This window comes from Sphingomonas sp. VDB2 (assembly GCF_047946695.1).
Classification (GTDB): Bacteria; Pseudomonadota; Alphaproteobacteria; order Sphingomonadales; family Sphingomonadaceae; genus Sphingobium; species Sphingobium bisphenolicum.
On record NZ_CP159616.1, the window covers coordinates 427,435 to 450,976 of the forward strand.

The window sequence follows — 23,542 nt, forward strand, 5'->3', positions numbered from 1 at the left end:
ATGGGAGAGGGACGATGCAAAGGATATTGGCTGCGACCGCGGCATGTGTGCTGGGGGTCTTGGCGACCGGGGCCATGGCAAAAGCGCCGGCCGACTGTCCGCTGCGCGATGCGCCCTTTTCCACCCAATCGCCGATTGTCGACCTGTTGCTGAGCCCGCCCGCCAAGGCCGCGATCGAAGCGGGCGCGCCGCAAGTCTTCGCGGCGCTGCCGCCGCGCTTCTTTTCCACGCAGGCGCCGACCTTCGCATCGATCCTGACGTTGCAGGCGCTCAGCAAGATGAAGGATATTCCTGCCGACCGGATGGCCGCGCTCGACGTGACGCTACGCGCCATCCCGGTGACGCCCGCCGACAAGATCGCGCGGTGCGCCCGCTATGACGATGATCGTCCCGGCGTCACCCTGCCCAAGGGCAAGCCGCGGCTGCTGATCTTCGAAAAGATAACCGGCTTTCGCGACGGCCCCTCGGTCGATGCCGCCCGCACCACGTTCCAGGCGATGGCGCAGCGCAAGGGCTGGGCCGTGGTCGTCAGCGACAAGGGCGGGGCGATGACGCCGTCGGTGCTGCGCCATTTCGACGCGGTCGTGTGGAACAATGTCAGCGGCGACGTGCTGACCCTGTCGCAGCGCGCCGCGTTCAAATCCTATGTCGAACAGGGCGGCGGCTTCGTCGCGGTGCATGGGTCGGCGGGCGATCCGGCCACCTTCTGGGACTGGTATGTCGATACGCTGGTCGGCGCGCGCTTTGCCGGCCATCCGATGAACCCGCAATTCCAGGATGCGAAAGTCGTGGTCGAAGGGCGCGGGCAGGACATTGCGGCGGGCCTGCCGGACGAGTGGGTGATGCAGGATGAATGGTACAGCTTCACCGACAATCCGCGCGCCCATGGTTCAACCATCCTCGCCACGCTGGACGAGGGCAGCTACAAGCCGGGCGCGCTGGCGATGGGCGATCATCCGATCGCCTGGACCCGCTGCGTGGGCAAGGGCCGGTCCTTCTATTCGGCGATCGGCCATCGCCCCGAAACCTATGCCGATCCCCATTATGTGAGGATGCTGGAAAATGCCGTGGCCTGGGCCGCGTCGCGCCGTTCCCCCTGCCCTACCCCGGTCACGCGCCCAGCCGATTGACCGGCAGGGGCGCGACGGGCAGCACTATGTCGCCGGGCATGGCCGGGGGCAGGCTGGGCCCGCCAGCACAGCGCAGCAGCCCGTCGAAATAGGCGATGGTGTGGACCAGCCCCTCGCGCAGCCGCACCGTCGGTTCCCAGTGCAGCGCGGCGCGGGCGCGGCCGATGTCCGGGCGACGCTGGCGCGGATCGTCGGCGGGCAGCGGCCGCATCACGATGGGGGAGGATGATCCGGTCAGCGCGACGATCATTTCGGCCAGTTCGACCATCGTGAATTCGTCGGGATTGCCGATGTTGATCGGCCCGGTGGTACTGTCGTCGCTGGCCATCAGGCGCAACAGCCCCTCGATCAGATCGTCCACATAGCAGAAGGACCGGGTCTGCGCGCCGTCGCCATAAAGGGTGATGGGCTGGCCGAGCAGCGCCTGGCAGATGAAGTTGGACACGACGCGCCCGTCCGCCGGGTCCATGCGCGGGCCATAGGTGTTGAAGATGCGCGCGACCTTGATCCGCACCCGCCCTTCGCGATGATAGTCGAAGAAGAGGGTTTCGGCGCAGCGTTTCCCCTCATCATAGCAGGCGCGCGGGCCGATCGGGTTCACATGGCCCCAATATTCCTCCGTCTGCGGATGGACTTCGGGGTCGCCATAGACTTCGCTGGTCGACGCCTGGAGGATCTTCGCGCCGGTGCGCTTGGCCAGGCCCAGCATGTTGATCGCGCCATGGACGCTGGTCTTGGTCGTCTGCACCGGGTTGATGCGATATTGCAGCGGCGAGGCCGGACAGGCGAGATTGTAGATTTCGTCCACCTCCACATAGAGCGGGAAAGTCACATCGTGGCGCATATATTCGAAATTATGCCGCCCCATAAGCTGGACGAGATTGCTCTTCGACCCGGTGAAGAGATTGTCGACGCACAGTATGTCATGCCCCTGCGCCACCAGCCGGTCGCATAGATGCGATCCCAGGAACCCGGCCCCGCCGGTCACCAATATGCGTTTGACGCCCTTGTTCATGACTGTTGCTCCTTTGCTGGACGGCGCGGATTTCGGGTGAAGATGGTCGCGGCCATGACGCCGAGATAGCGGCGGCTGAAGCGCGCCATGGCGTGATAGTCACGATTGGGGCGCAGCAGGCCAAGCAGGCTGAAGCCCAGCCAGCGGCTGGCGTAGCCGGTAAAGAGGATCGCGTCATAGGCCGCCCGCGCGATCGGGCCGCGACCCTGGCGGAAGAAGAAGCGCGGCCCCTTATAGACGCTGGCCAGCACCTCCATCGAGGATTGGCGGGCGAAACTCGCGCCGTGATGATGGGTGATGCTCTGCCGCGCGGAATAGAGGACGCGCCAGCCCGCCTGCGCGACGCGGTGGCACAGCTCCATATCCTCGCCGAACATGAAATAGGCGGGGTGGAAGATGCGCGCGCCGACGGCGGCGCGGCGGAAGGTCAGCGAGGCACCCGATACCCAGTCGATCGGCCGGACGCCGGGCGGGTCGCCGTCCAGATAGACGGCGGGCGGCGCCCAATCGCGCGGCAATATCTTGTTTAGAAACAGATAGTTCCATGCCAGATTGCGCAATGTGGGGAACGCGCCGCCCGACGCGCGCTGGAAACTGCCGTCGCTGTTGCGCAGGCGGGAACCGAGGATGCCGATCCGATCATCGCCCTCCATCTGCGCGAGCATCGCAGCGATCGCGTCGGGGTCGACCAGCGTGTCGGGATTGAGCAGCATGACGAAGGGCGCTTCGGTTGCTTCATAACCGAGCTGGCATCCCTTGGCGAAACCCAGATTCGCCCCGCTTTCGATCAGCCGGACCCAGGGGAATTCGGCCTGCACCATCGCCGCACTGCCGTCGGCCGAGGCGTTGTCGATCACGATCGTATCGACACTGAGCGGGCGCAGGCCGGTGCTGGCGGACACCGCCGCCAGACAATCGCGCAGCAGGTCGCACACGTTCCAGTTGACGATGATGATGGCGAGCGTCGGCCCGCATTGTGTAGACGGGGTCATCGGGTCATGCTCCGGTAAAGGTCGGCATAGGCGGGCCGCAGCGCCGCCCAGTCATAGGTGGCGCGGGCATGATCGCGCAGGATGCGGCGTGTCCGCTCGGCCGGGTCGGCGGTCATGCGCGCCAGCAGCGCCGCCAGCGCACCGGGCGCTTCCATGTCTATCCAGTTATCGATATTGGGCAGCAGCCAGCGGAAATGCGGCGCATCATGGGTGATGACGGGCAGGCCCGTCGCCGCCGCCTCCACGATGGCGAGGCCGAAGGCTTCGAAAGTGGCGGCATGGGGCATGACGTCGGCCAGCGCGAACAAGTCCGCCACCTCGCCGGTCGGCACATGGGTCACGCGCACCCGCTCGCCCAGCCGGGCGCGGGCATAAGCGGGCAGGTCCGGGTCGCCATGGTCCAGGCTGCCGTCAAGCCAGAGCAGCGGATCGCCGTCCATGCGCGCGACCTCGTCGATCAGATGATGGGTGCGCTTGTGCCCGCGGTTGAGCGCGGCGATCGAGAGGATGACGAATCGATCGGGCGCGATGCCGTGCCGGGTGCGCAGCGTGGCGCGGTTTGCGCTAGGCGTGAAACGCTCCGGCCGGTAACCGCAGGGGATGAGCGTCATATGGGCCGGGTCGTGGCCCTGCGCGACGGCATCGGCCAGCGTCGCCGCCGATATCTGGTGCAGCCGGTCGCAGGGCGGATAGTCGCGCGGCGGCATCGCCGTCCCCTCGGTGTAGAGCAGACGGAAGTTCAGGCGCAGTACGCCGCGCAGATGGAACAGCAGGCGCGCCAGCGGCGGGTCGATCACATGGACGATGTCGTAGCGGCCGCCGATGAGGTGCGGCAGCAGCGCCAGCGCGAAGGTCAGGCATTCGGCGTGCATCGGCGTGCGGCCCATCAGCCGGTGGAGCGGCAGGTAGCGGATCGTCCGGCCGCCCCGCGCCAGGAAGGGCAGGACGATCTCGTCTGGACGCCTCTCCCCGCCGCCCTTGAACAGGGTCATGGGGAAATCGCCGCGCATCTCGTCGAACAGGTCGCGGAACAGCCGTTCGAACCCGCGCTGGACCAGCCCGATGCCGGGGCAGGCGATAGCGACGCGGGGGGCGATGCGGGACGCGTTCATGCCGCGCCTCCCGCAAGTTGTCGCCAAAGCGGCGCATCCCGGCGTCCGATCAGCAGCAGCGCGCACAGCAGGATCAGCCCGCCCGCAAGCCCGCCCGCAAAGCTGCCGGCGATTGGGGTGGCCGCGACCAGCAGCGTTGTGGCGACGGCGCTGCCCAGCAGTATGGCGACCGGCCGCCAGTCGATCGTCAGGCCCGTCACTCGCTGGGCGATCGCGCTGACCGCTACCGTGCCGAGCAGCAATTCGACCAGCAGGCACGCCAGCGCCGCGCCGGTCACGCCCATGTACGGGACCAGCAGGAACAGCGCGGCGCACTGGCCCGCCAGCGAGAGGAGGGTGAGCAACATCGCCCGCCCCTGTCGCCCGGCGATGACGATCAGGGGCGCCATGGCGGTGGTGATCGCGCGCGCCAGCAGCGTCCAGGCCATGAGTTGCAGCAGCGGCGCGCCCGCCGCGAAGTCTGGCCCCATCAGCCCCATCAGGAACAGCGCGCCACCATGGATGCCCGCGAACACTAGCGCCGCCAGCGCAGTCGACAACAGCAGCGCGCCTTGCTGCGTCCGGGCGAAGGCGGCGGGATCGCGCCGCCAGTCGCGCGCGATAAGCGGGAATGCGGCGCTGTTGATAGCCTGCACGGCGACCAGCACCGGCATGATGAAGCGCGCCGCCGCGGCATAGAGCGCCACCGCCCGCATATCCAGCAGCCGGGCGAGCAGCAGCGGCGCCAGCGCATCATAGAGCAGCACGAGAAGGCCCGCGCAGCCGAGCGGCAGCGCCTGCGTGGCGAGGCGCGCGGGCGTGAGGCGGGCGCTCCTCTGCATTGCCACCAGTCCGGCCCAGTGCGCCGTCAGCGCGGCCTGCACCAGCCGGGCGACGGCGAAGCTCGCCACCAGCAACGGCAGCGGCGCGAGATGGAGGCAGGCCAGCGCCAGCAGCGGCAGCATCACCAGCACGCCGGCCAGCTCCGCGCCGACATCCCGGTCCATCCGCAACGCCAGCCGCAGCGCTGCCCGCGCCGGTTGCAGCCAGGCGGTCGCCAGCACCGCGACGCCGCCCGCGCAACCCGCCAGCACGACCGCGCGATCCTGCCCGGCGACCAGCAACAGCAGCGGCAACGCCATAGCGACCGACGGTCCCTGCACCCTTTTCACCCGCGCCAGCGCGTCCAACACCGCCGCCCGGCGTCGCGGCCGCCGCGCCGCATCGCGTACGCCGATGTCGGTCTGGCCGAAATCGGCCAGCCATTCGGCCAAGCCCGTCAGGCTCAGCAGCAACGCATAGGCGCCGAATTGCTCCCCCCCGCCAGCCGCGCGACGATCAGCGCCGCGCCCATGCGCAGGCCCGACAGCGCGACCCGCCCGACGACCAGGCGCGCGCCACTGTGCAGCAGGCCGTTCATGCCGGTCGCTCCGCGCTGTTGCGCCGTTGCCAGACGTCGATCGCGACGATGATCGCGGCGATGATCCAGAACAGCCGCGCGCCGGGCATCTGGCGCAGGAAGAAGCTGCCGAAGCCGTCGAGCAGATTGGCGCACAATCCGGCCAGCGCGCCGACATTGAGGGCATGGAGCCAGGGATCGGCGCACCGTGTCGCGTTGCGCCAGCCCGTCCGCAGCAGGCCGATCAGCAGCAGCAGGAAACAGGCGAAGCCGATCGTCCCCTGCTCCGCCCAGATCAGCAGGTATATGTCATGCACCACCGGCCAGTTCGCGCCGAAGGTGCGGGTCAGCGCCTCCGTCCCGCCATAGGCGGTGCGGCCGGGCAGATGCTGGACGAAGCTGTTGAGGCCAACACCCAGCAGCGGGTGATCGCGCACCATGTCCCAGGCGACGCCCATCCACTCCCAGCGGAAATCGACTGCGCCCGGATCGCTCTGGGTGAAGCGGCGCAGGATCGCCGGGGCGGCGGCGAGCGCGGCGATCAGACCAAACGCCAGCGCGACCAGGGAACCCGCCAGCGCCCGCCGCCGCGATCGCCGGTCGCGCAGCATCAGCCCGATAACGATCGGCGCGGCCAGCGCAAAGGCCAGCCAGCCCGATCGCGAGAGCGTCAGCAGCAGCGCCAGCAGCGCCGCCGCCAGCACCGCACCTATCGCCGCCTTCCGGCCGATCGGCAGGCGCGTCATCAGCAGCGCCAGCAGCATCGGCGCGCCCATGGCGACGAAGCCGGCGAGGATATTGGGATGGCCCAGAAGCCCGCCGATGCGGAAGGTCGCGCCGCCATCCATATAGGTCGCGCGATTGGCATATTCGAGCGTGGTCATCGTCGCCTCGCCCAGAAATTGCAGGCCGATATCGCCCTTCTTCGCATATTGGGCGATGCCGACCGCCGCCTGGAGCAGCAGGCCGCAGCAAAGCGATGCGAAGAGGTGCATGAAGCGCCGCACCCGCGTCAGTTCGCCCAGCAGCAGCAGGAACAGCGCCAGCGACTTGGCCATCTGGACCGCCTCCACCAGCGCAAGCTGGCGATAGGGGCCGGTGATGGCGTCGAGCAGGCCCAGCAGGATCATCGCGATCCAACAATAAGCGAGGCCGGGGATGCGATGGCGCGTCCCGCCGTGCAGGGTGTCGCGCCACTGGAACAGGAACAGTGCCAGCAGGAACAGGTCGACGACCTCGATCGTGTAGGCCCCCGCCCCGCCCATATGCGGCATGGGATGGAACCGCTTGGCGATGCCGAGCGGCGCCGTCAGGCCGACGCCCCAGAGGCAGGCGAGCCGGGGATTGCCGCTGGCCCAGATCAGGCCACCCAGCCCCAGCGCGGCGACCGCTGCCAGCGCCGCGCCGCGCCCGGACGACAGGCCCGCGACGATCAGCGTCGCGCCGCCCGCTGCGCCGATCGCCAGGAGAAGGCCTCCGCCCGATCCAGGCAAGACGCGCGCCTCAGCCGCCATGGGTTGGCACCGTCAGGATCAGGCCGACATCGGCGATGCCATTGGCGTGGAACGCGTCGCGCGCGGCGGCCAGACGCGCCATCGGCGATCGCCCCTCCTCCGCCAGCGCCCAGATCAGGTCGGCGCGTGTCGCCAGCGCCAGATTGCGGCTGTCCGCCATGATCGCGCGCTGCTGGATCAGGATTTGGTCGAACCGTTCGGCCAGAAAGGGCAGCATGGCGGCGACAAGGTCGGGCCGACCGGCGGCGGGGCGCTGCCCCGCGCCCAGCAGGATCATCTCCGGCCGGGCCAGTAGCTGCATCACTTCTACCGCCGACCAGGGATCGTCGGGCCGTATGTCCGACAGGCCCGGCTGGCCGCCTGCGCCGAGCGGGACGCTCAGGCCAGCGTCGTCCAGCGTCGCGTCGATCAGCAACAGCCGTCCGCCCCGCTCCGCCTGCAGCATCGCGGCGAGCAGCAGCAGCGTGTCGTTGGCCGCATCGGCATCGCACAGCGCGCTCAGCAGGATCGTCCGCGCGCTGCCGATCCGCTGCGCCAGATAGCGGTAGCTGCGGGAGGCATGGTCCGTCGGGGCGTGGAAGCGGTCCAGCGTCCGCCCTGCGGCTGCGCCGATCCGGCGTGCGCCGTCCGCCAGCCGGGCGAGTGGAAAGCTTGTCGTGCGGGCAGGAACCTGGCCCGCCAGCGCAGGCCGCTCCGACAGCGGCCGCCAGACCACCGCATAGCCGCGCGGCACCGGAGTCCAGCGCGCGCCGGGCCGCTGCACCAGCTCCACGCCGCAGCCCAGGCAGCGGGAAAAACCGATGCCGTCATTCCAGGCCGCCGCCGGATCGGCGCGATGATAGCCCCCTATGCAGAACATCCGTCCGCGCGCTCCTTTCCCGGCCAGCCTCTTGCCGCCGTTCGATCCTGTCGACCGAATCGCAGTACATGGAATGAATGAAATAATAGATAGGAAGATATATTCGGCAATATGATCAAAATGCGATGTCACAAATTGGCACATTAAATATTAACGTGGTTAACCCCACTATGACTCTTCTTTCAATTTTGATTTTATCGATGAGTGATTCGACAGATTTAGCCAATAAATACATAAATTGTGATATTTATCATTATAGCATTACGTAGTTTACATAGATTTTTGGATATTTACTTCAGGCGGGAGCGCTGAGGCGATGCAGACCCCTCAATGGCATGCGGATTTCAGGACGAGCGGGATGTTCCAGCAGTTCGGCGCGCTGTTCGTGCGCCTGTGCCGGCTGGTCGACACGGCGCTGATCCTGCTGTGCATGGCGCTGACCGCCACCGCGCTTTCGCCCCGGTCGGCGATCATCGACGCGCTGCTGTGCGTGGCCGTGCTGGAATTGGTGGCGTCCTTCTTCCATCTCAGCCGGTCGTGGCGGATCGTGCGGCTGCGCCATGAGCTGGCGGACCTGACCGCCCATTGGACGATCAGTTTTACCGGCGTCATGACGCTGTTCTGGCTGTTGGGCGACCTGCCACTGGCGCGCGCCGCATTATGGGCGCCGGCCGCCGCGCTCTGGTACGGGACGTCGCTGGGCGCGATCATCCTGTTCCGCATCGCGGTGCGATTGGCCCTGCGCTTCTGGCGCAGCTTCGGCCACGACCATCGCAGCGCCGCCTTCATCGGCGCCACGGAAACGGCGCAGCGACTGGGAGACGTGTTCGCGCGGCAGCGCTGGATGGGCATCCGGTCGCTCGGCGTGTTCGACGATCGCCGCCCGTCGGACGATCGCACCGTCGCCCTGCCCGATCAGGCTTTTGGCGGGCCGGTGGACCGGCTGTACGACCTAGCGCGGTCGGGCACGGTCAGCCGCATTTACGTGACGCTGCCGATGGCGGCCGAACAGCGGATCAAGGCGATCCTCGACCGGTTCGGCGACACCACCGCTTCGCTTTATTATTGCCCGCCTTTATTCCGGCTGGATCTGGTCGGCGCGCGCTGGGACGATGTCTATGGCCAGCCGGTCGTCAGCATCGTGGAATCCCCGTTCGAAGGCTATTCGCGGCTGGTGAAGCGGGCGGAGGATGTCGCCCTCACCCTGATCGCCCTGCCCTTGATCCTGCCGATCGCGCTGCTGACGGCGATCGCGATCAAGCTGGATACGCGCGGGCCGGTCCTCTTTTGCCAGACCCGTTATGGGCTGGACGGTCGACCATTCCGCATCTGGAAATTCCGGTCGATGCGGGTGACCGATGATGACGGCTTCGTCCAGGCGCGGCGCGGCGACAGCCGGGTCACGCGTGTCGGTGCGTTCCTGCGCCGCACCTCGGTCGACGAACTGCCGCAATTCATCAACGTCGCGCTGGGCAGTATGTCGGTGGTCGGGCCGCGCCCCCATCCGGTCGCGCTGGACGATAATTTCCGGCCGCTGATCCATCGCTATGCCGTGCGGCACAAGATCAAGCCGGGCATCACCGGGCTGGCGCAGGTCAGCGGCTGGCGCGGCGAGACGGATACGCATGACAAGATGGCGCAGCGCGTCGTCCACGATATCGACTATCTGCGCCGCTGGTCGATCTGGCTGGACCTGCAGATATTGGCGCGCACTTTGCTGGTGCCGTTCGTCCAGCGGAATGCCTTCTGATGCGGGGGATAGCCGCCTCCCTCACGTTGGCGCTGCTGGCGGCATGTGCCAATCCCGCGCCGCCGCCGGACCTGCCGCGCGCGATGCCGGGCTGGACCGTCAGCCGCGCCGCGCCGGTGATCCCGGCGGGATCGCTGCGCCGGCAGGGGTTGTGGAACGATCCCAGCCCGCTGCGTACCGCGGACGGCTATGTCCTCTACATGACAAGCAGCACCAGCGCGCCGTTCAAGCCGCCGGTCCTGCCCTTCCGCGCGGTGTCGCGCGACGGCGAACATTGGACATTGTCGCCCGCCGCGCCTTTGCTCTCGCCTGCCGACGGCCCCTATGCCAGCATCGAGACGCCCAGCGTCGTGCAGTTCGCGGGACGCTACTGGATGGCGTTCACCGGCGTCTATGCCAGCCCCGATCCGTCGCCCATGGCGATCGGCCTGGCCGTTTCGCCCGATGGCGTGGCGTGGCACGTCGCCAACTGGACGCTGTTGCGGGCGACCGGCGGCGCGACCGACTGGAACGGCTATCTGGTCGGCGAGCCGGGCGCGGTGGTGTGGGGCGGCGAACTGCTGATCTATTTCTCCGCCCTCGGCGCACGCCCGGAAGGCGGGCCGCCGCGCCAGTCGATCGGCCTGATCCGGTCACGCGATGGCGTCAGCTTTACGCCGCCGGTGCAGGTGCTGGGCCAGGGGCCGCTCTATCCGGCGCGCCAAGGCTATGCCGGCTATTCCTCGCCCGCTGCATTGGCCGATGGTCAGGATATCGACCTCTTTTATTCGGTCGCGCATGTGCAGAAGGGCGCTCACCCCGAATGGCAGCAGGTGGCCATCCACCACGCCCGATCCGCCGATGGCGTCCATTTTCGCGAAGATGCCGCGCCGCTGCTGACCCGTGCGAGCACCAACTGGACCGATGGTGAAATCCTCGCTCCCGGTCCGCTGCGCGACGGCGACCATGTCAGCCTCTGGTTCGGCGGCCATGTCGCCCATCCCCGACTTGCCCCGCTGATCCAGCGCGGCGTCGCCGGGCCGGAATTCGGCATCGGCCTCGCCACCCTGTCCCTCGACCAGTTCACCCGACCCAAGACGAAAGGAACCGACCGATGAAAGTCGTGATATTGTGCGGCGGGCAGGGCATCCGCGCCTTTCCCTTCACCACCTATCTGCCCAAGCCCATGCTGCCGCTGGGCGGTACGCCGGTGCTGGTCCATGTCATCAAGAATTTCATCCGCCAGGGATATCGTGAATTCATTCTGGCGGCGGGCTATCGGCAGGATGTCCTGCACGATTATTTCGAGGGGAAGGATATCGGCGCCAGCGTCCAGATCGTGGATACCGGCGAGGATGCCGACACCGGCCGCCGCATCTGGAACTGCCGCCACCTGATCGATGGTCCGTTCATCGCCACCTATGGCGACGGCCTGTCGGACGTGCCGCTGGACGCGGTCGTCGCCTTCCACCGCGCCCATGGCGCCCGGCTGACGATCACATCGGTGCCGATGGTTTCGCAATATGGCGTGTTGTCGGTGGAAGAGGATGGCGCGATCGCCCGCTTCGCCGAAAAGCCGCTGATCGCCGATTACTGGATCAACGCCGGCTTCATGGTGATGGACCCGGCGATCTTCGCCGACTGGCAGGGGGAGAATCTGGAGCGCGACATCATCCCGCCGCTGATCGCGCGCGGCGACGCCTTCACCTACCGCCATGACGGCTTTTTCAAGTCGTTCGATTTCTACAAGGATGTGGTCGAGATGGACGAGACGCTCGCCGCCGGCGGGCCGCCGCCCTGGATCGCGCCCGCGCTGCCAGAGGAGCGCGCGGCATGAGTGGGCAATGGAAAGGCCGGACCTGCCTCGTCACCGGCGCCACCGGCTTCCTGGGCGGCAGTCTGGTCGCGGAACTGCTGGCGCAGGGCGCCGAGGTCGTGGCGCTGGTCCGCGACATGGTGCCGCAATCGCGCTTCCAGGCCGACGGCCTCGCCACCCGCGCCAAGGTGGTGCGCGGCGCGCTGGAGGAGTATGACGTCATCGAGCGCGCACTCAACGAATATGCGGTCGACACCGTCTTCCATCTGGGCGCGCAGGCGATCGTCGGCGTCGCCAACCGCAATCCGCTGTCCACCTTCGAAGCGAATATCAAGGGGACTTGGGTGCTGCTGGAGGCATGCCGCCGCGTCGCCACGGTCGAGCGGATCGTCATCGCCTCCTCCGACAAGGCCTATGGCGAGCATGACACCCTGCCCTATCAGGAGGATTTCGCGTTGCAGGGCCGCCACCCCTATGACGTATCGAAAAGCTGCGCAGACCTGATCGCGCTCAGCTACGCCCAGACCTACCGCCTGCCCGTTGCCATCACGCGGTGCGGCAATCTGTTCGGGCCGGGCGACCTCAACAGCAACCGGATCGTGCCGGGCACCTGCCTCGCCGCGATCGACGGGGAGCGGCCGGTGATCCGGTCGGATGGCTCCCCGGTGCGCGACTATGTCTATGTCGAGGATATCGTGCGCGGGTACCTGCTGCTCGCCGAACATATGGGCGACGACGATGTGGTCGGCCGCGCGTTCAACTTCGGCACGGGGGAGCCGGTGAGCGTGCTGGATCTGACCCGCCGCACCCTGGCTGCCGCGGGTCGCGCCGACTTGGCGCCCGACATACGCAATAACGCCCATGGCGAAATCCAGGCGCAATATCTCTCGTCCGCGCTGGCGGCAGACAAGCTGGGCTGGGCGCCGGGCGCGGGGCTGGACGAGCGGCTGCGCCAAACCTTCCTCTGGTACAAGGCGCATCGCCATTTCTTCTGAGCGCATCTTCGTTGGGCTGCCCACCTATGACCGCCCCGATTTTGTGCGGGAGGCGTTGGCCAGCCTGCGCGCCCAGAGCCGGCGCGATTTCCGCGCCGTGGTGAGCGACAACGCCTCGCCCGGCGGTGGCGGCGATATGGTGCGCACCTTTGTCGAAAGCCTGGGCGACTCCCGCATCACCTTCGTGCAACAGGCGGAAAATGGCGGCGAATATGGGCAGGGCCGCTATTTCTTCGAACAGGCGGGCGATGCCGAATATTTCTGCATCCTGCATGACGACGACCTGTTGTCGCCCGCCTATTTCAAGCGCGCGGTCGCTGCGCTCGACGCCGCGCCGGACGCCGCTGTGTTCGTCGCCAATCCGTGGCTGTTCGACGCGGAGGGCCGGCCCTCCGACGCGCAAAGCCGCGCCTATCGTCGCACGCATCGGCGGGCCCGGCGGCGCGGCCGCTTCCCGATCCTCGACACCCATATGGCCAGCGGCTTCACTCCCATTTCCGGCACGCTGTTCCGCACCGACGCGCTGCGCCGGTCGGGCTTCGTCGATGCCGATTGCCACGGAAATTTCCCGTTCGAACTGAACATCTTCACCCGGCTGGGCGATATCGGCGCGGTCGGCTGGTTCGATCCCGACATATTGCTGGGCTTTCGCTATCATCCCGGCCAGTTGCGCAACACGCTCGGCCTGATGGCCAACCCGCAGGTGGTCGCCACCATGCTGCGGATATTGGAGCGCCGTCGCTACGGCGGCGCGCCCGAACGCCGCCGCCGCGCCATCGTCGCCCGGCTGCACCGCGCGCAGGCGCAGATGGCGCTGGCGCAGGGCGATACCGCCGCCGCCCGCGCGGCGCTGGCGCAGGCCTGCGCCGCCAACCCGCTCTCCCCCAGCGCCTGGGCGATGCGCGCGCACCTCCGCCTGGCAGGAGCAATGACATGATCGTCCCGCCCCGCACCAGCCTGCTCACCGCGCTGCTGCTGCTCATCCCCATCCTGCTCGGCGCCTGCTCGACCAGCCTGACCGCGCCCCTCAGCATCGACGCCGCGCCGGACGTCATCCGATCGGCCGCCCGCTATGAAAGCGCCTATCTGCTCGGCCCCGGCGACCAGTTGGAGATAGCGGTCGACCGGATGCCCGAACTGTCGCGCAGCGCGACCGTCCGCCCCGACGGCATGGTGACCCTGCCGCGATCGGGCGACATCGCCGTCGCGGGCCTCACCCCGATGGCGGCGGCGGCGGCGGTGCGGCAGAGGCTGCTGGCGCGGGTGCGCGATCCGGTAGTCAGCGTGGCCGTCGCCAATCCGCGCGAGAACAAGATTTTTGTTGCGGGCGAGGTGAACCGCCCCGGCGCGGTGCCGCTACGCGACGCGCCCACCGCCGCGCAGGCGCTCATCCTGGCGGGCGATGCGGGCAAGGCCGCCGCCCTATCCAATGTCGCGCTGATCCGGCTGGACGATGACGGCCACCTCAATGCGCATATCCTGCGCAGCGGCGCGCGCGGCCATGCGGGGATGCTGCTGACGCTCCAGAATGTGCCGCTGCGTCCCGGCGACATCATCGTCGTGCAGGAAAGCGGCGGCGCGCGCTTCGCCCGCTTCCTGCAAAATTACGTCAATGCGCCGCTGGGCGGCCTCAGCGCGCTGATGGCCCCCTACGTTCAGCTCCGCCTGTTGCAGGAGATCGACCGATGAGCGAGGCGGTGCCCTATCGCCCGGAGGCGGACAGTTTCGATTTCCGCCGCGCGGGCAGGATGGTCGGCTTCGCCGTCGCCGGCCATCGCCGCCTGATCCTGACGGTGACGGCGCTGACACTGGCGCTGGTGGGCCTCTACATCCTCGTCTGGCCGCCGGTCTATTCGGCCAGCGTCACCCTGTCCGCCGTGTCGGACGATGATCGGCAGCGGGAGAATTTCTACGACGACTGGGCGGTGTTCCGACGATCGGCGCTGAAGGACGAGATGATCCTCGCCACCTCCGGCCCGGTGCTGAAACAGGTGATCGCCGACCTGAACCTTGGCTATCGCGATGTCTATCATCCGCCGCTGCGCTACCTGACCTGGCTCTGGACGCAAAGCTGGCCCGGCCGCGCTTGGCGGGGGACGAAGGCTACGCTGTTTCCGCGCGCGCCATCGCCCTATGTGGCGACGCCGCAACAGATCGAGAGCGCCCGCACCCTGGACGATTTCCGTACCGGGGTCGCCATGACCCAGTTGCCCGACAGCCATATCGCCCTGCTGAGCGTGCGCGGCCCCAGCCCCCGCGTCGCGGAGATCGCCGATGCGGTCGCCGCCACCTATATCGCCCAGCGCCGCGCCCGCTTCGCTACCGAAGCGCGGCAGGCCTATGCTTCGCTCCAGATCGAGGCGGATCGCGCCCGCACCGACTTGCGCGCGCTCGAAGCCCGGATGGAGCGCTATTATACCCAGAACGACATGCTACTGATGTTCGAGAAGGACAAGGTCGAGATCGGCCAATTTCTGGGGCAGCAGGGCGAACTGGACGCCAAGCGCACCGCCATCGCCGCCGCGCAGAGCGAACTGGCCGCCGTCACCGCCCAACTGGCGCGCGAGCCGCGCGACATCCTCGCCAGCCGGCTGGTGCAGGATAATCCGGTCGCGGCGCAACTGAAGCAGGAACAGGCGAAGCTGGTCGCCGCGCGCGACGCCCTGCTCGTCCGCTATCGCCCGGATTCGCCCGATGTGCGCGACATGGACGATCAGATCGCGGCGATCGGCCGGCAACTCGCCGCCCAGCCCCAGCGCGGGGTGCAGCAGAGCAGCATCGCCCGCAATGGCGGCTATGACGCGCTGCGCGCGCGCCGGGCTTCGCTGGAGGCGCAACTGGCGGGCGATCGCGCAGGGCTGGCCACGCTGTCGGCCGAAGTCGGGGCGCGGCGCGCGACGATCGACCGCATTCCGCAGAAGATGAAGGACAGCCATGATCTGGGCCGCAGCCACGACATGCTGGAAAAGACCTATCTGGCGCTACAGGACAAGTTGATGACCGCCGCGGTCACCGCCGCCACCGCCCAGTCCGCGCCCTCGGCGATCCAACTGGTCGAAAGCGCGGCGCTGCCCGACAAGCCCGATGCGCCGCAGACCAAATTACTGCTGATTGCCGCGCTGATCGGCGGCCTGTGCGCCGGGGTGGCCGCCGCGCTACTGCTCGACATCCTCCAGAACCGCGCCAACCGCTTCCGCCTGACCCAGCCGGACGCGCCTTTTCCCCTGATCGCCATCGTCGGACAGGACCGGGCCTATGCACTGCGCCTGTTCGACCGCGCCCCGCCCAATGCACCTGAAGAAAGGCACCGGCCATGAAATATCACATCCTCAGCGCCACCCGATCGCTCGGCCTGCTGCCCATGTTCGATCGCATGGCCTTCCTGCGGAAACGGGCGCGGGCGGCGCGCAGCAACCGCGCCTTCCTCGCCCGCCATCCCGGCTTCGCGGTGCCGCCGGAGGATCTGGCCTTCGACGCCTATAACAAGGTCGACTGGGCCGACTATCATGACGTCGGGCTGGCCCATGCGGCGCTGTTCGCGCGGCTCGTCCGCACCCACCTGCCCGATGCGCAACCCTTGCGCGTGCTGGAATGGGGCTGTGGGCCGGGCCGGCTGATCCGCCATATGCCGGCACTGCTGGCCGGTCGATCGCCGCAGATCAGCGGCGCCGATTATAATCCGGCGACGATCGACTGGTGCCGCGCGCATCTGCCGGGCATCGATTTTGCGTTGAATGGCCTCGCGCCGCCCTTGCCCTTTCCCGACAATAGTTTCGACGCGGTCTATAATTTCTCGGTCTTCACCCATTTGTCGGCGGCCATGCATCGCGACTGGACCGCCGAACTGCACCGGATTTTGCGACCCGGCGGACTGATGATCGCGACCACCCATGGCGATCATTATCGCTATCTGCTGACCCAGAAGCGCGAAATCGACGCCTTTGATCGCGGCGAGCTGGTGACGCAGAAACGGTTCGAGGAGGGGAAGAAATGGTATTTCGCCATCCATCCGCCCGTCTGGGTGCGTAATTCTCTGCTCGCCGCCTTCGATCGGGTCAGGCAGGTCGCGCCCGGCCCCGACGCGGGCATGACGCAGGATGTGTGGACCGGGTTCAAACCCCATGGCTGACGCGGCCAGCCCTTTGCGTCCCTTGCGCATCGCCATTATCGGCGATCGCGGCATCCCCGCGCGCTATAGCGGCTTTTCGACCCTGGTGGAGGAACTGGCGGTCGGGCTGGTGCGCAGCCATGGCATGGACGTCACCGTCTATTGCCGGAACCAATATTATGAGGCGCGCCCGCCGGCCTGGCAGGGGGTGCGGTGTCGTTACCTCCCCGCGCCGGGCGGCAAGAGTTTCGAGAGCATCATCCATAGCAACCTGGCCCTATGGGACGCCGCCTTCCGCCGCTTCGATTTGGTCTTCGTCGTCGATCCGGGCAATGGCCCCTTCATCCTGCCGCTCCGCGCGCTGGGCGTGCCGGTGGTGATCCATACCGATGGCCTGGGCTGGCAACGCCGCAAATGGAATGACTTGCAGCGGACTTATTATAAATGGTCCGAATGGGTCAGCGCGCGGCTTGCCACCTGGCTGGTCACGGATTCGCGTGCGATGCAGGATTATTATGCCCGGGAATATGGCGCGGACTCCACCTACATCCCCTATGGCGGTGCGGTCGGGGAGGCGCCCGACATCGACGCCTTGGCCCAATATGGCGTCACGCCCGGTGCCTATTATCTGGTCGTTGCGCGGATGGAGCCGGAAAATAATGTCGATCATATCATCCGCGAATATCGCGCATCCGGCGTCACGAAACCGCTGATCGTCGTCGGGTCGGTCCCCTATGACAGCGCCTATGCCCGCGCCGTCGCGGCCGAGCATGACGGGCAGGTGCGCTGCGTCGGCGGCGTGTTCGACTCTTCCGCGCTCAACGCGCTCTATCGCCATTGCGCCGCCTATCTGCATGGGCATGAGGTCGGCGGCACCAACCCGAGCCTGTTGCGCGCGATGCACTGGGGGGCGCCCTGCGTGCCGATCGACGTGATCTTCCACCGGGAAAATGTCGGCCCCGACAATGTCTATTTCAGCAAGGATGACGGCGCGCTGGCGACCATCCTGCGCGATCTCGATCCCGATCCCCCCCGCCGCGCCGCGCTGGGCCAGGCGGCGCAGGCTCACGCCGCCGCCCATTTCCGCTGGGACGCGGTGATCGACGGCTATGCCGGCCTGTTCCGTCAACTGGTGGCGCTGAAGGCGTCCGGGCGGCGACCGACCGGGGCGCTGATCGGCGAAACTTACCGCCCGGAACTTCTCGCGCCTGCGCAGGTCGCATGAAGATCCTGCATGTCTTCAACCGCCACCGGGGCGGCGGCGGGGCCGACAATGCCTGGGACGCGACCATCGCCCTGTCACGAAGACGGGGTCTGGATATCGCTATATTCGAAAGGGATAGCCGCGATCTTTCAACAGGCATGGCAGGCAGGATTAGCGCCTTCGCCAATGGCCTCTATGCTCCCGGTGCGCTGCGCGCCTTCGCCGCCCGACTGGAGCAAGACCGGCCCGATATCGTTCACACGCATGAACTGTATCCACTCCTGACCCCCTGGCTGTTCGAACATTGCACCCGCGCCGGCATTCCGATCGTCCATAGCTGCTATGATTTCCGCATCACCTGCCCCATCGCCACCCATCATGATGGCGCGGCCGTGTGCACCCGTTGCGCCGACCATGGCGCGCATCATGCGCTGCTGCGCAACTGCCGCGAGAATTTGCCGGAAAGCGCCGCCTTCGCCTTGCGTCATGCGGTGGCGGGCTGGCGCGACTTCTATCGCCGCCATGTCAGCCGCTTCATCGTCCTGACCGACTTCAGCCGCGACTGGCTCCATGCGCAGGCCGGCATCCCGCTCGACCGCATCGGCGTCAACGAATGCACCATCCCGGCTTCCCCCGATCCGGTCGATCCGGGACAGGGCGGCTATTTCGCCTTCGCCGGCCGCTTCGTGCCGGAAAAAGGACTGGACGTGCTGATCGCGGCAAGCCGCATCACGGGCCTGCCGATCCATATCGCCGGCCCCTACGGCAGCGACCCCGCGCCGCTCGTGGCGCAGGGCCTGCCGGTGACGATCACGAGCAGCCCGCAATCGCTGGCGGCCGTCTATCGCGGCGCACGGGCGCTGGTCGTGCCCAGCCTCTGGTTCGAAACCTTCGCCATCGTCGCGGCCGAAGCGATGGCGCATGGCGTCCCGGTCATCGCATCGCGCATCGGCGCGCTGAACGACACGGTGCGCGAGGAGCGCACCGGCCTGCATTTCGTCCCCGGCGATGCGGCCGATCTCGCCCGGCAGATGCGGCGCCTGTGGGACGATCCGGCGCTATGCCGTAACCTCGGCGCGACAGCCCATGCCGATGTCCGCACGCGTTTCAACGAAGACATTCATTTTCAAAGACTTATGGATGCCTATGAACAGGTGCTGTTCAGCTTGCGCCGATAAGACACCGGTATCATAACGGTCACCCATCAACCGGCTGCAGGCCGTGCCACCGACCCCCGACGGATCAGCATCGAACTGAACATCGAAGGCGCACCGACCTCCGCGTCCTCGCCGGTCGCGGCACCGATCAGCTTCAGTCCGGCGGCGCGGCCCATGGCCACGGTCGGCCAGCGCACGGTAGTCAGTGGCGGCCAGACCCGCGTCGTGATCGGCGTGTCGTCGAAGCCGACGATCGACAATTGTTCCGGCACGGCGATGCCCCGCAGGCGCGCGGCATAGAGCACGCCCGCCGCCATCTCGTCATTGGCGGCGAAAATCGCGGTCGGTCGCGGCGACAGGTCGAGCAGGCTTTCACACGCCGCCAGACCCGATTCGAACGTATAATGGCCATCCGCTACCAGACTGCGCGGCAGGGCGATGCCGGCTTCGGCCAGCGCCAGTTCGAAACCGTCGCGCCGTTCCTGCGCCGACCGGAAGCCATGCGGCCCGGCGATCAGGCCGATCCGTCGATGCCCTTGTGCAATCAGATAGCGCGTCGCTTCGGCCACCGCGTCGCGATCGTTTGACGCCACCATATGGTCGGCATCGTCCCAGGTCGCCGATCCTATGCGGACATAGCGACAGCCTTCTTCATCCAGCATCCGGGCCAGCGCATCATTTTCAGACAAAGGCGGCACGATGACGACGCCGAACAGGCGCTGGCGCGTCACGAAGCGGCGGATATCGTCCATCACCATAGGCGAACCGCGGTCGACCGGCCGGATCACCAGTTCGAATTCGGTGCCGTGCAGCGCCTCCAGCACACCGCGCTGCATACTCAGGATCGTCTGGAGATTGGGATTGTCGTAGACAAGGCCGATCAGGAAATTGCGCCCCAGCGCGAGCGCCCGCGCCTGCGGGTTGGGAACATAGCCGGTCTCCCGGATGATCGCCTCCACCTTGGCGCGCGTCTGGCGGTTGAGCAAGGGCGACCGGTTGATGACGCGACTGACCGTTTTCTTCGACACGCCAGCCATGCGGGCAATGTCGTTGATGGTCAGTTTGGGCGCCGGTCCCTCTTCCTGCTGCTGCTTCGCCATTGCCGTCTTATAGCGCACAAGCGAGGCCGCGCCAGACGCATCGGCTTGTAAATGACACCGGTTTCCAATAATGCGGAAACCGATCCCGGAAAAGGATGTTCGATGAGAGGAAATGACCAGGCAGGGCTGATAGCGGATCGCTTTCTCGCGGCGCGACGCGGCGCGACCGGCCTGGCCGATTATCCCGGTCCCCCACCCGCGACGCTGGAGGACGGCTATGCCATTCAGGCCGCCGCGATGGCGCGGAGTACCGATCCGGTGGCGGGATGGAAGGTCGGACGCATCTTGCCGCCGCTGGCCAAACGCTATGGCTGCGACCGTCTGGCAGGACCGATTTTCGCGGCCTCACCGGGCGCGGCGGACGGGGATGCGACCGGCTTCGTCTTCGACCACGGCTTCGGCGCGGCGGAGGCTGAGTTTCTGTTGCGCATCGGCCATGCGCCAGTAGCCGGCCAACGGCATTTCACGCTGGAGGAGGCCGCGGCGCATATCGACGCCGTGCATATCGGCATCGAGATCGCCAGTTCGCCGTTCGAGGGCATCAACGACCATGGCCCGGCCGTGACGATTTCCGACTTCGGCAACAATAATGGCTTGCTGGTCGGGCCAGCCGTGCCGGACTGGCGCAGCGGCGCCTATATCGAGCAGGCCGTTGTCACCCGGATCGACGGGGTCGCGGTCGGCACGGGCACGGCGGCGGCCTTTACCGATGGCGCGATCGGATCGGTGCGCTTCCTGCTGGAACATCTCGCAGCGCGCGGGATGGCGCTCGAACCGGGCTGGTGGATATCGACCGGGGCCATCACCGGCGTCCATCCCGTCAGGCCGGGACAGGATGTGGAAGCCGATTTCGGACCGTTCGGCACTCTAAGATGCAGGATCGAAGCCCAAAAGCCGCGATGAACAGCGGACGCACGGGCCGCAACAGGAGCAGGAAGATGAAGGACATGGCCATCGGGGATCGCCCGCCGACCCGCTATCGCTGGGTCGTGGTCGGGCTGTTGTTCGCGGCGACCGCGATCAACTATGTCGATCGCCAGATGATCGGCGTGCTCAAACCCACGCTGTCGGCGGAAATGGCCTGGTCGGAAACCGATTATGCCAATGTCGTCTTCTGGTTCCAGGCGGCCTATGCCGTGGGCTATCTGGGCTTTGGCCGGATCGTCGACCTGGTGGGCGCGCGCTTCGGCTACGCCATAGCGGTCGTCATCTGGACCATCGCCCATATGGCGCATGGCGGCGTCCATAGCGTCACCCAGTTCGCCATGGCGCGGTTCGGCCTGGGCGTCGGCGAGTTGGGCAATTTCCCGGCAGGTATCAAGGCCGTCACCGAATGGTTCCCGCAGAAGGAGCGCGCCTTCGCCATCGGCCTGTTCAACGCGGGCGCCAATATCGGCGCGATCGTGACGCCGCTGCTGGTCCCATGGCTAACCGTCGCTTACGGCTGGCGCGTCGCCTTCTACGCCACCGGACTTTTCGGGATAATCTGGCTGATCGCCTGGCTGGTCTTCTACCGCAAGCCGGAGGATCATGCCAAGATTTCGCCGGAGGAGCTGGCCTATATCCGCCAAGACCCGGCCGATCCGGTTCAGTCGATCGGCTGGGGTCGACTGATCACCGTCCGCGAAACCTGGGCCTATGCGATCGGCAAATTCTGCATCGACCCGATCTGGTGGTTCTTCCTCTTCTGGCTGCCCGGCTATCTGGGCACCCGCTACGGCCTAGACCTGCTCAGCTTCGGGCCGCCGCTGGTCGCCATCTATCTACTGTCGGACTTGGGCAGCGTCGCGGGCGGCTGGATGTCGGGCCGGCTGATGAAGGCGGGCAGGAGCGTCAACGCCGCGCGCAAACTCACCATGTTGTTGTGCGCCTGCGCGGTGCTGCCGATCTTCTTCGCCCAGTCGATCGACAATCTGTGGCTTGCGGTGCTCGTCATCGGCGTGGCGACGGCGGCGCATCAGGCGTTTTCAGCGAATCTCTACACCTTGCCATCGGACCTGTTCCCGCGCGGGGCGGTAGGATCGGTTGTCGGCATCGGCGGAACATTGGGCGCGGTGGGCGGCATGGCGATGGCCAAATATGCCGGTTATATCCTCGACGGCATCGGCAGCTACACGCCGCTGTTCGCCGTGGCGGGGAGCGCCTATTTCGTGGCGCTGGCGGCGGTCCACATCCTCTCGCCGCGGCTGGAGAGGGTCAATGTGCCGATCGCCGACTGAGGAGAAGAGGAAGCCCGCCATGTCGTCCGGCAGGCTCCCCCGGCGGTCCGCAAAATAGGAAATGGCCGTCCTAACTTCGCATATTTCCAGCACGTCCCGCAATTTTGGTGCCGCGATAGGATAGTATATTGCGAGCACCGACCCGGCCCGCCCTGTCCGACAGATCGGACTATAGCCCGCTCCGGCGGCTGTAGGACAGGGTCTAAGCCGCCATTCCCGCCGGGACCGGCGCGCGGGCGTCGATGAGCCCTTCGTCCCGCAACGCCAGCCAGAAGCCCGCAGGAACAGGCTGCGCCATTTGCGCGATGGCGCTGCGCAGATGGGCGGTCGTTCCGATGCCGGGGATGACGCTCGCGACGACAGGATGCGCCAGCGGAAATTGCAGCGCCGCCGCGCCCAGCGTCACGCCGAATCTGTCGCATTGTTCCTCGATCCGGCGGACCCGGTCCACGATCGACGCGGGGGGATCGCCATAATCATAATGGACCGGCCCGCCATGCCGCACGCCTTGCGCCAGGATGCCCGAATTGAAGGGACCGCCCAAGATGATGCGTACCCCCCGTGCGGCGCAGAGCGGCAGGAGGCTGTCGAGCGGCGCCTGCTCCAGCAGCGTATAGCGCCCGGCCAGCAGGATCAGGTCGATATCGGCATGGGCCAATATCTCTTCGCAGACCGCCGTTTCATTGACGCCCAGGCCGATCGCCTGAACCGCGCCGGTGCGGCGCAATTCCTCCATCGCGCGAAATCCGCCATCCAGGAATTCGCGCATCCGCGCTTCATGCGCGTCGCCATGCGCAAACCGACCGATATCATGGACATAGAGGATGTCGATGCAATCCCGTCTAAGCCTGCCCCGGCTTGCCTCATAAGAGCGCATGACGGCGTCATAACTATAGTCGAAACGGCTTTCATAGGGTTCTGGGGACACGAAACCCTGCCGCGCCTGCGACAGATCCGCGTCGAGCGTCGGATCGAGCCGCCGCCCGACCTTGGTCGAGATGATCGCGCGCCGGTGCGGATCAATCTCCGCCAGCGCCGCACCCAGGCGCTTTTCGCTCAGCCCGAAGCCATAATGGGGGGCGGTGTCGAAATAGCGTAGCCCGGCTGCCCAGGCCTGATCGATTACCGCCCGCGCATCGGCGTCCGGGATCGCGCGATAGAGGTTGCCGATCGCAGCGGCCCCGAAACCCAGTCTGCCGAAATCCAGCGCCACA

The 23,542-nt window shown here is 67.0% G+C and carries 22 protein-coding genes; 13 read left to right on the forward strand and 9 right to left on the reverse strand.

All coding sequences use genetic code 11. From position 1 onward, the window contains the following. Positions 1-74: 74 nt before the first annotated feature. Positions 75-1,130: a ThuA domain-containing protein gene (locus ABT375_RS20400; protein ID WP_416464965.1), complete on the forward strand. Its 1,056-nt coding sequence runs from the start codon at positions 75-77 to the stop codon at positions 1,128-1,130. Here ABT375_RS20400 and ABT375_RS20405 read toward each other — a convergent pair. The 7 genes from ABT375_RS20405 to ABT375_RS20435 are packed head-to-tail and all read right to left on the reverse strand — an operon-like array spanning position 1,111 to position 8,000. Beyond that, the gene (locus ABT375_RS20405; protein WP_416464966.1) at positions 1,111-2,145 is read right to left on the reverse strand and encodes a UDP-glucuronic acid decarboxylase family protein; all 1,035 of its coding nucleotides are present in this window, start codon (positions 2,143-2,145) and stop codon (positions 1,111-1,113) included. The genes ABT375_RS20400 and ABT375_RS20405 overlap by 20 nt on opposite strands. Continuing rightward, entirely contained in the window at positions 2,142-3,137 is a 996-nt protein-coding gene (locus tag ABT375_RS20410) for a glycosyltransferase family 2 protein (protein ID WP_416464967.1), read from the reverse strand. The genes ABT375_RS20405 and ABT375_RS20410 overlap by 4 nt, the downstream gene beginning before the upstream one ends. Then, entirely contained in the window at positions 3,134-4,249 is a 1,116-nt protein-coding gene (locus ABT375_RS20415) for a glycosyltransferase family 4 protein (RefSeq protein ID WP_416464968.1), read from the reverse strand. Before ABT375_RS20415 ends, ABT375_RS20410 begins: the two co-directional genes overlap by 4 nt. Further along, a complete protein-coding gene (locus ABT375_RS20420; protein WP_416464969.1) occupies positions 4,246-5,523 on the reverse strand; it encodes a lipopolysaccharide biosynthesis protein in 1,278 nt (425 codons plus the stop codon). The genes ABT375_RS20415 and ABT375_RS20420 overlap by 4 nt, the downstream gene beginning before the upstream one ends. Further along, on the reverse strand, positions 5,514-5,648 hold the full coding sequence (locus tag ABT375_RS20425) for a hypothetical protein (RefSeq protein WP_416464970.1): 135 nt from the start codon (positions 5,646-5,648) through the stop codon (positions 5,514-5,516). The genes ABT375_RS20420 and ABT375_RS20425 overlap by 10 nt, the downstream gene beginning before the upstream one ends. Further along, on the reverse strand, positions 5,645-7,141 hold the full coding sequence (locus ABT375_RS20430) for an O-antigen ligase family protein (protein WP_416464971.1): 1,497 nt from the start codon (positions 7,139-7,141) through the stop codon (positions 5,645-5,647). Before ABT375_RS20430 ends, ABT375_RS20425 begins: the two co-directional genes overlap by 4 nt. Continuing rightward, complete coding sequence (locus ABT375_RS20435) at positions 7,131-8,000, reverse strand: hypothetical protein (protein ID WP_416464972.1); 870 nt, start codon at positions 7,998-8,000, stop codon at positions 7,131-7,133. Before ABT375_RS20435 ends, ABT375_RS20430 begins: the two co-directional genes overlap by 11 nt. Positions 8,001-8,358: 358 nt before the next feature. Here ABT375_RS20435 and ABT375_RS20440 point away from each other — a divergent pair, with 358 nt between their 5' ends. The 10 genes from ABT375_RS20440 to ABT375_RS20485 are packed head-to-tail and all read left to right on the forward strand — an operon-like array spanning position 8,359 to position 19,030. Then, a complete protein-coding gene (locus ABT375_RS20440) occupies positions 8,359-9,750 on the forward strand; it encodes an undecaprenyl-phosphate glucose phosphotransferase (protein WP_416464973.1) in 1,392 nt (463 codons plus the stop codon). Continuing rightward, entirely contained in the window at positions 9,750-10,847 is a 1,098-nt protein-coding gene (locus tag ABT375_RS20445) for a hypothetical protein (protein WP_416464974.1), read from the forward strand. Before ABT375_RS20440 ends, ABT375_RS20445 begins: the two co-directional genes overlap by 1 nt. After that, the gene (locus tag ABT375_RS20450; RefSeq protein WP_224546971.1) at positions 10,844-11,566 is read left to right on the forward strand and encodes a sugar phosphate nucleotidyltransferase; all 723 of its coding nucleotides are present in this window, start codon (positions 10,844-10,846) and stop codon (positions 11,564-11,566) included. The genes ABT375_RS20445 and ABT375_RS20450 overlap by 4 nt, the downstream gene beginning before the upstream one ends. Next, complete coding sequence (locus ABT375_RS20455) at positions 11,563-12,540, forward strand: NAD-dependent epimerase/dehydratase family protein (RefSeq protein WP_416464975.1); 978 nt, start codon at positions 11,563-11,565, stop codon at positions 12,538-12,540. Before ABT375_RS20450 ends, ABT375_RS20455 begins: the two co-directional genes overlap by 4 nt. A gap of 16 nt (positions 12,541-12,556) precedes the next feature. Then, positions 12,557-13,477, forward strand: a complete 921-nt coding sequence (locus tag ABT375_RS20460; protein WP_416465885.1) for a glycosyltransferase family 2 protein — start codon at positions 12,557-12,559, stop codon at positions 13,475-13,477. After that, positions 13,474-14,229 (forward strand): polysaccharide biosynthesis/export family protein, encoded by a 756-nt coding sequence (locus ABT375_RS20465; protein ID WP_416464976.1) that lies wholly within the window; start codon positions 13,474-13,476, stop codon positions 14,227-14,229. The genes ABT375_RS20460 and ABT375_RS20465 overlap by 4 nt, the downstream gene beginning before the upstream one ends. Beyond that, positions 14,226-15,857 carry a GumC family protein gene (locus ABT375_RS20470; RefSeq protein ID WP_416464977.1) on the forward strand — a complete coding sequence of 544 codons (1,632 nt, stop codon included), beginning with the start codon at positions 14,226-14,228 and terminating at the stop codon, positions 15,855-15,857. Before ABT375_RS20465 ends, ABT375_RS20470 begins: the two co-directional genes overlap by 4 nt. Further along, positions 15,854-16,669, forward strand: coding sequence for a class I SAM-dependent methyltransferase (locus ABT375_RS20475; RefSeq protein ID WP_416464978.1), 816 nt, complete (start codon positions 15,854-15,856; stop codon positions 16,667-16,669). Before ABT375_RS20470 ends, ABT375_RS20475 begins: the two co-directional genes overlap by 4 nt. After that, positions 16,662-17,873: a DUF1972 domain-containing protein gene (locus ABT375_RS20480; protein ID WP_416464979.1), complete on the forward strand. Its 1,212-nt coding sequence runs from the start codon at positions 16,662-16,664 to the stop codon at positions 17,871-17,873. The genes ABT375_RS20475 and ABT375_RS20480 overlap by 8 nt, the downstream gene beginning before the upstream one ends. Beyond that, complete coding sequence (locus ABT375_RS20485) at positions 17,870-19,030, forward strand: glycosyltransferase family 4 protein (protein WP_416464980.1); 1,161 nt, start codon at positions 17,870-17,872, stop codon at positions 19,028-19,030. The genes ABT375_RS20480 and ABT375_RS20485 overlap by 4 nt, the downstream gene beginning before the upstream one ends. Positions 19,031-19,056: 26 nt before the next feature. Here ABT375_RS20485 and ABT375_RS20490 read toward each other — a convergent pair whose 3' ends face one another. Next, a complete protein-coding gene (locus tag ABT375_RS20490) occupies positions 19,057-20,109 on the reverse strand; it encodes a LacI family DNA-binding transcriptional regulator (protein WP_416464981.1) in 1,053 nt (350 codons plus the stop codon). Between the two features lie 102 nt (positions 20,110-20,211). On the opposite strand from ABT375_RS20490, the gene ABT375_RS20495 reads away from it, so the two are divergent. Together ABT375_RS20495 and ABT375_RS20500 are read left to right on the forward strand one after the other, a co-directional pair. Next, entirely contained in the window at positions 20,212-21,012 is an 801-nt protein-coding gene (locus ABT375_RS20495) for a 2-keto-4-pentenoate hydratase (RefSeq protein ID WP_416464982.1), read from the forward strand. 35 nt (positions 21,013-21,047) lie between these two features. Next, positions 21,048-22,328 (forward strand): MFS transporter, encoded by a 1,281-nt coding sequence (locus ABT375_RS20500; protein ID WP_416464983.1) that lies wholly within the window; start codon positions 21,048-21,050, stop codon positions 22,326-22,328. 202 nt (positions 22,329-22,530) lie between these two features. Here the strand turns inward: ABT375_RS20500 and ABT375_RS20505 are convergent, their stop codons facing one another. Next, positions 22,531-23,541 carry an aldo/keto reductase gene (locus ABT375_RS20505; protein ID WP_416464984.1) on the reverse strand — a complete coding sequence of 337 codons (1,011 nt, stop codon included), beginning with the start codon at positions 23,539-23,541 and terminating at the stop codon, positions 22,531-22,533. Position 23,542: the final 1 nt, after the last annotated feature.

Coding starts and splice junctions, on each gene's coding strand:
- ABT375_RS20400 (WP_416464965.1), top strand. CDS start 75: ATGGCAAAAGCGCCGGCCGACTGTCCGCTGCGCGATGCGCCCTTTTCC.
- ABT375_RS20405 (WP_416464966.1), bottom strand. CDS start 2,145: ATGAACAAGGGCGTCAAACGCATATTGGTGACCGGCGGGGCCGGGTTC.
- ABT375_RS20410 (WP_416464967.1), bottom strand. CDS start 3,137: ATGACCCCGTCTACACAATGCGGGCCGACGCTCGCCATCATCATCGTC.
- ABT375_RS20415 (WP_416464968.1), bottom strand. CDS start 4,249: ATGAACGCGTCCCGCATCGCCCCCCGCGTCGCTATCGCCTGCCCCGGC.
- ABT375_RS20425 (WP_416464970.1), bottom strand. CDS start 5,648: ATGAACGGCCTGCTGCACAGTGGCGCGCGCCTGGTCGTCGGGCGGGTC.
- ABT375_RS20430 (WP_416464971.1), bottom strand. CDS start 7,141: ATGGCGGCTGAGGCGCGCGTCTTGCCTGGATCGGGCGGAGGCCTTCTC.
- ABT375_RS20435 (WP_416464972.1), bottom strand. CDS start 8,000: ATGTTCTGCATAGGGGGCTATCATCGCGCCGATCCGGCGGCGGCCTGG.
- ABT375_RS20440 (WP_416464973.1), top strand. CDS start 8,359: ATGTTCCAGCAGTTCGGCGCGCTGTTCGTGCGCCTGTGCCGGCTGGTC.
- ABT375_RS20445 (WP_416464974.1), top strand. CDS start 9,750: ATGCGGGGGATAGCCGCCTCCCTCACGTTGGCGCTGCTGGCGGCATGT.
- ABT375_RS20450 (WP_224546971.1), top strand. CDS start 10,844: ATGAAAGTCGTGATATTGTGCGGCGGGCAGGGCATCCGCGCCTTTCCC.
- ABT375_RS20455 (WP_416464975.1), top strand. CDS start 11,563: ATGAGTGGGCAATGGAAAGGCCGGACCTGCCTCGTCACCGGCGCCACC.
- ABT375_RS20465 (WP_416464976.1), top strand. CDS start 13,474: ATGATCGTCCCGCCCCGCACCAGCCTGCTCACCGCGCTGCTGCTGCTC.
- ABT375_RS20470 (WP_416464977.1), top strand. CDS start 14,226: ATGAGCGAGGCGGTGCCCTATCGCCCGGAGGCGGACAGTTTCGATTTC.
- ABT375_RS20475 (WP_416464978.1), top strand. CDS start 15,854: ATGAAATATCACATCCTCAGCGCCACCCGATCGCTCGGCCTGCTGCCC.
- ABT375_RS20480 (WP_416464979.1), top strand. CDS start 16,662: ATGGCTGACGCGGCCAGCCCTTTGCGTCCCTTGCGCATCGCCATTATC.
- ABT375_RS20485 (WP_416464980.1), top strand. CDS start 17,870: ATGAAGATCCTGCATGTCTTCAACCGCCACCGGGGCGGCGGCGGGGCC.
- ABT375_RS20490 (WP_416464981.1), bottom strand. CDS start 20,109: ATGGCGAAGCAGCAGCAGGAAGAGGGACCGGCGCCCAAACTGACCATC.
- ABT375_RS20495 (WP_416464982.1), top strand. CDS start 20,212: ATGAGAGGAAATGACCAGGCAGGGCTGATAGCGGATCGCTTTCTCGCG.
- ABT375_RS20500 (WP_416464983.1), top strand. CDS start 21,048: ATGAAGGACATGGCCATCGGGGATCGCCCGCCGACCCGCTATCGCTGG.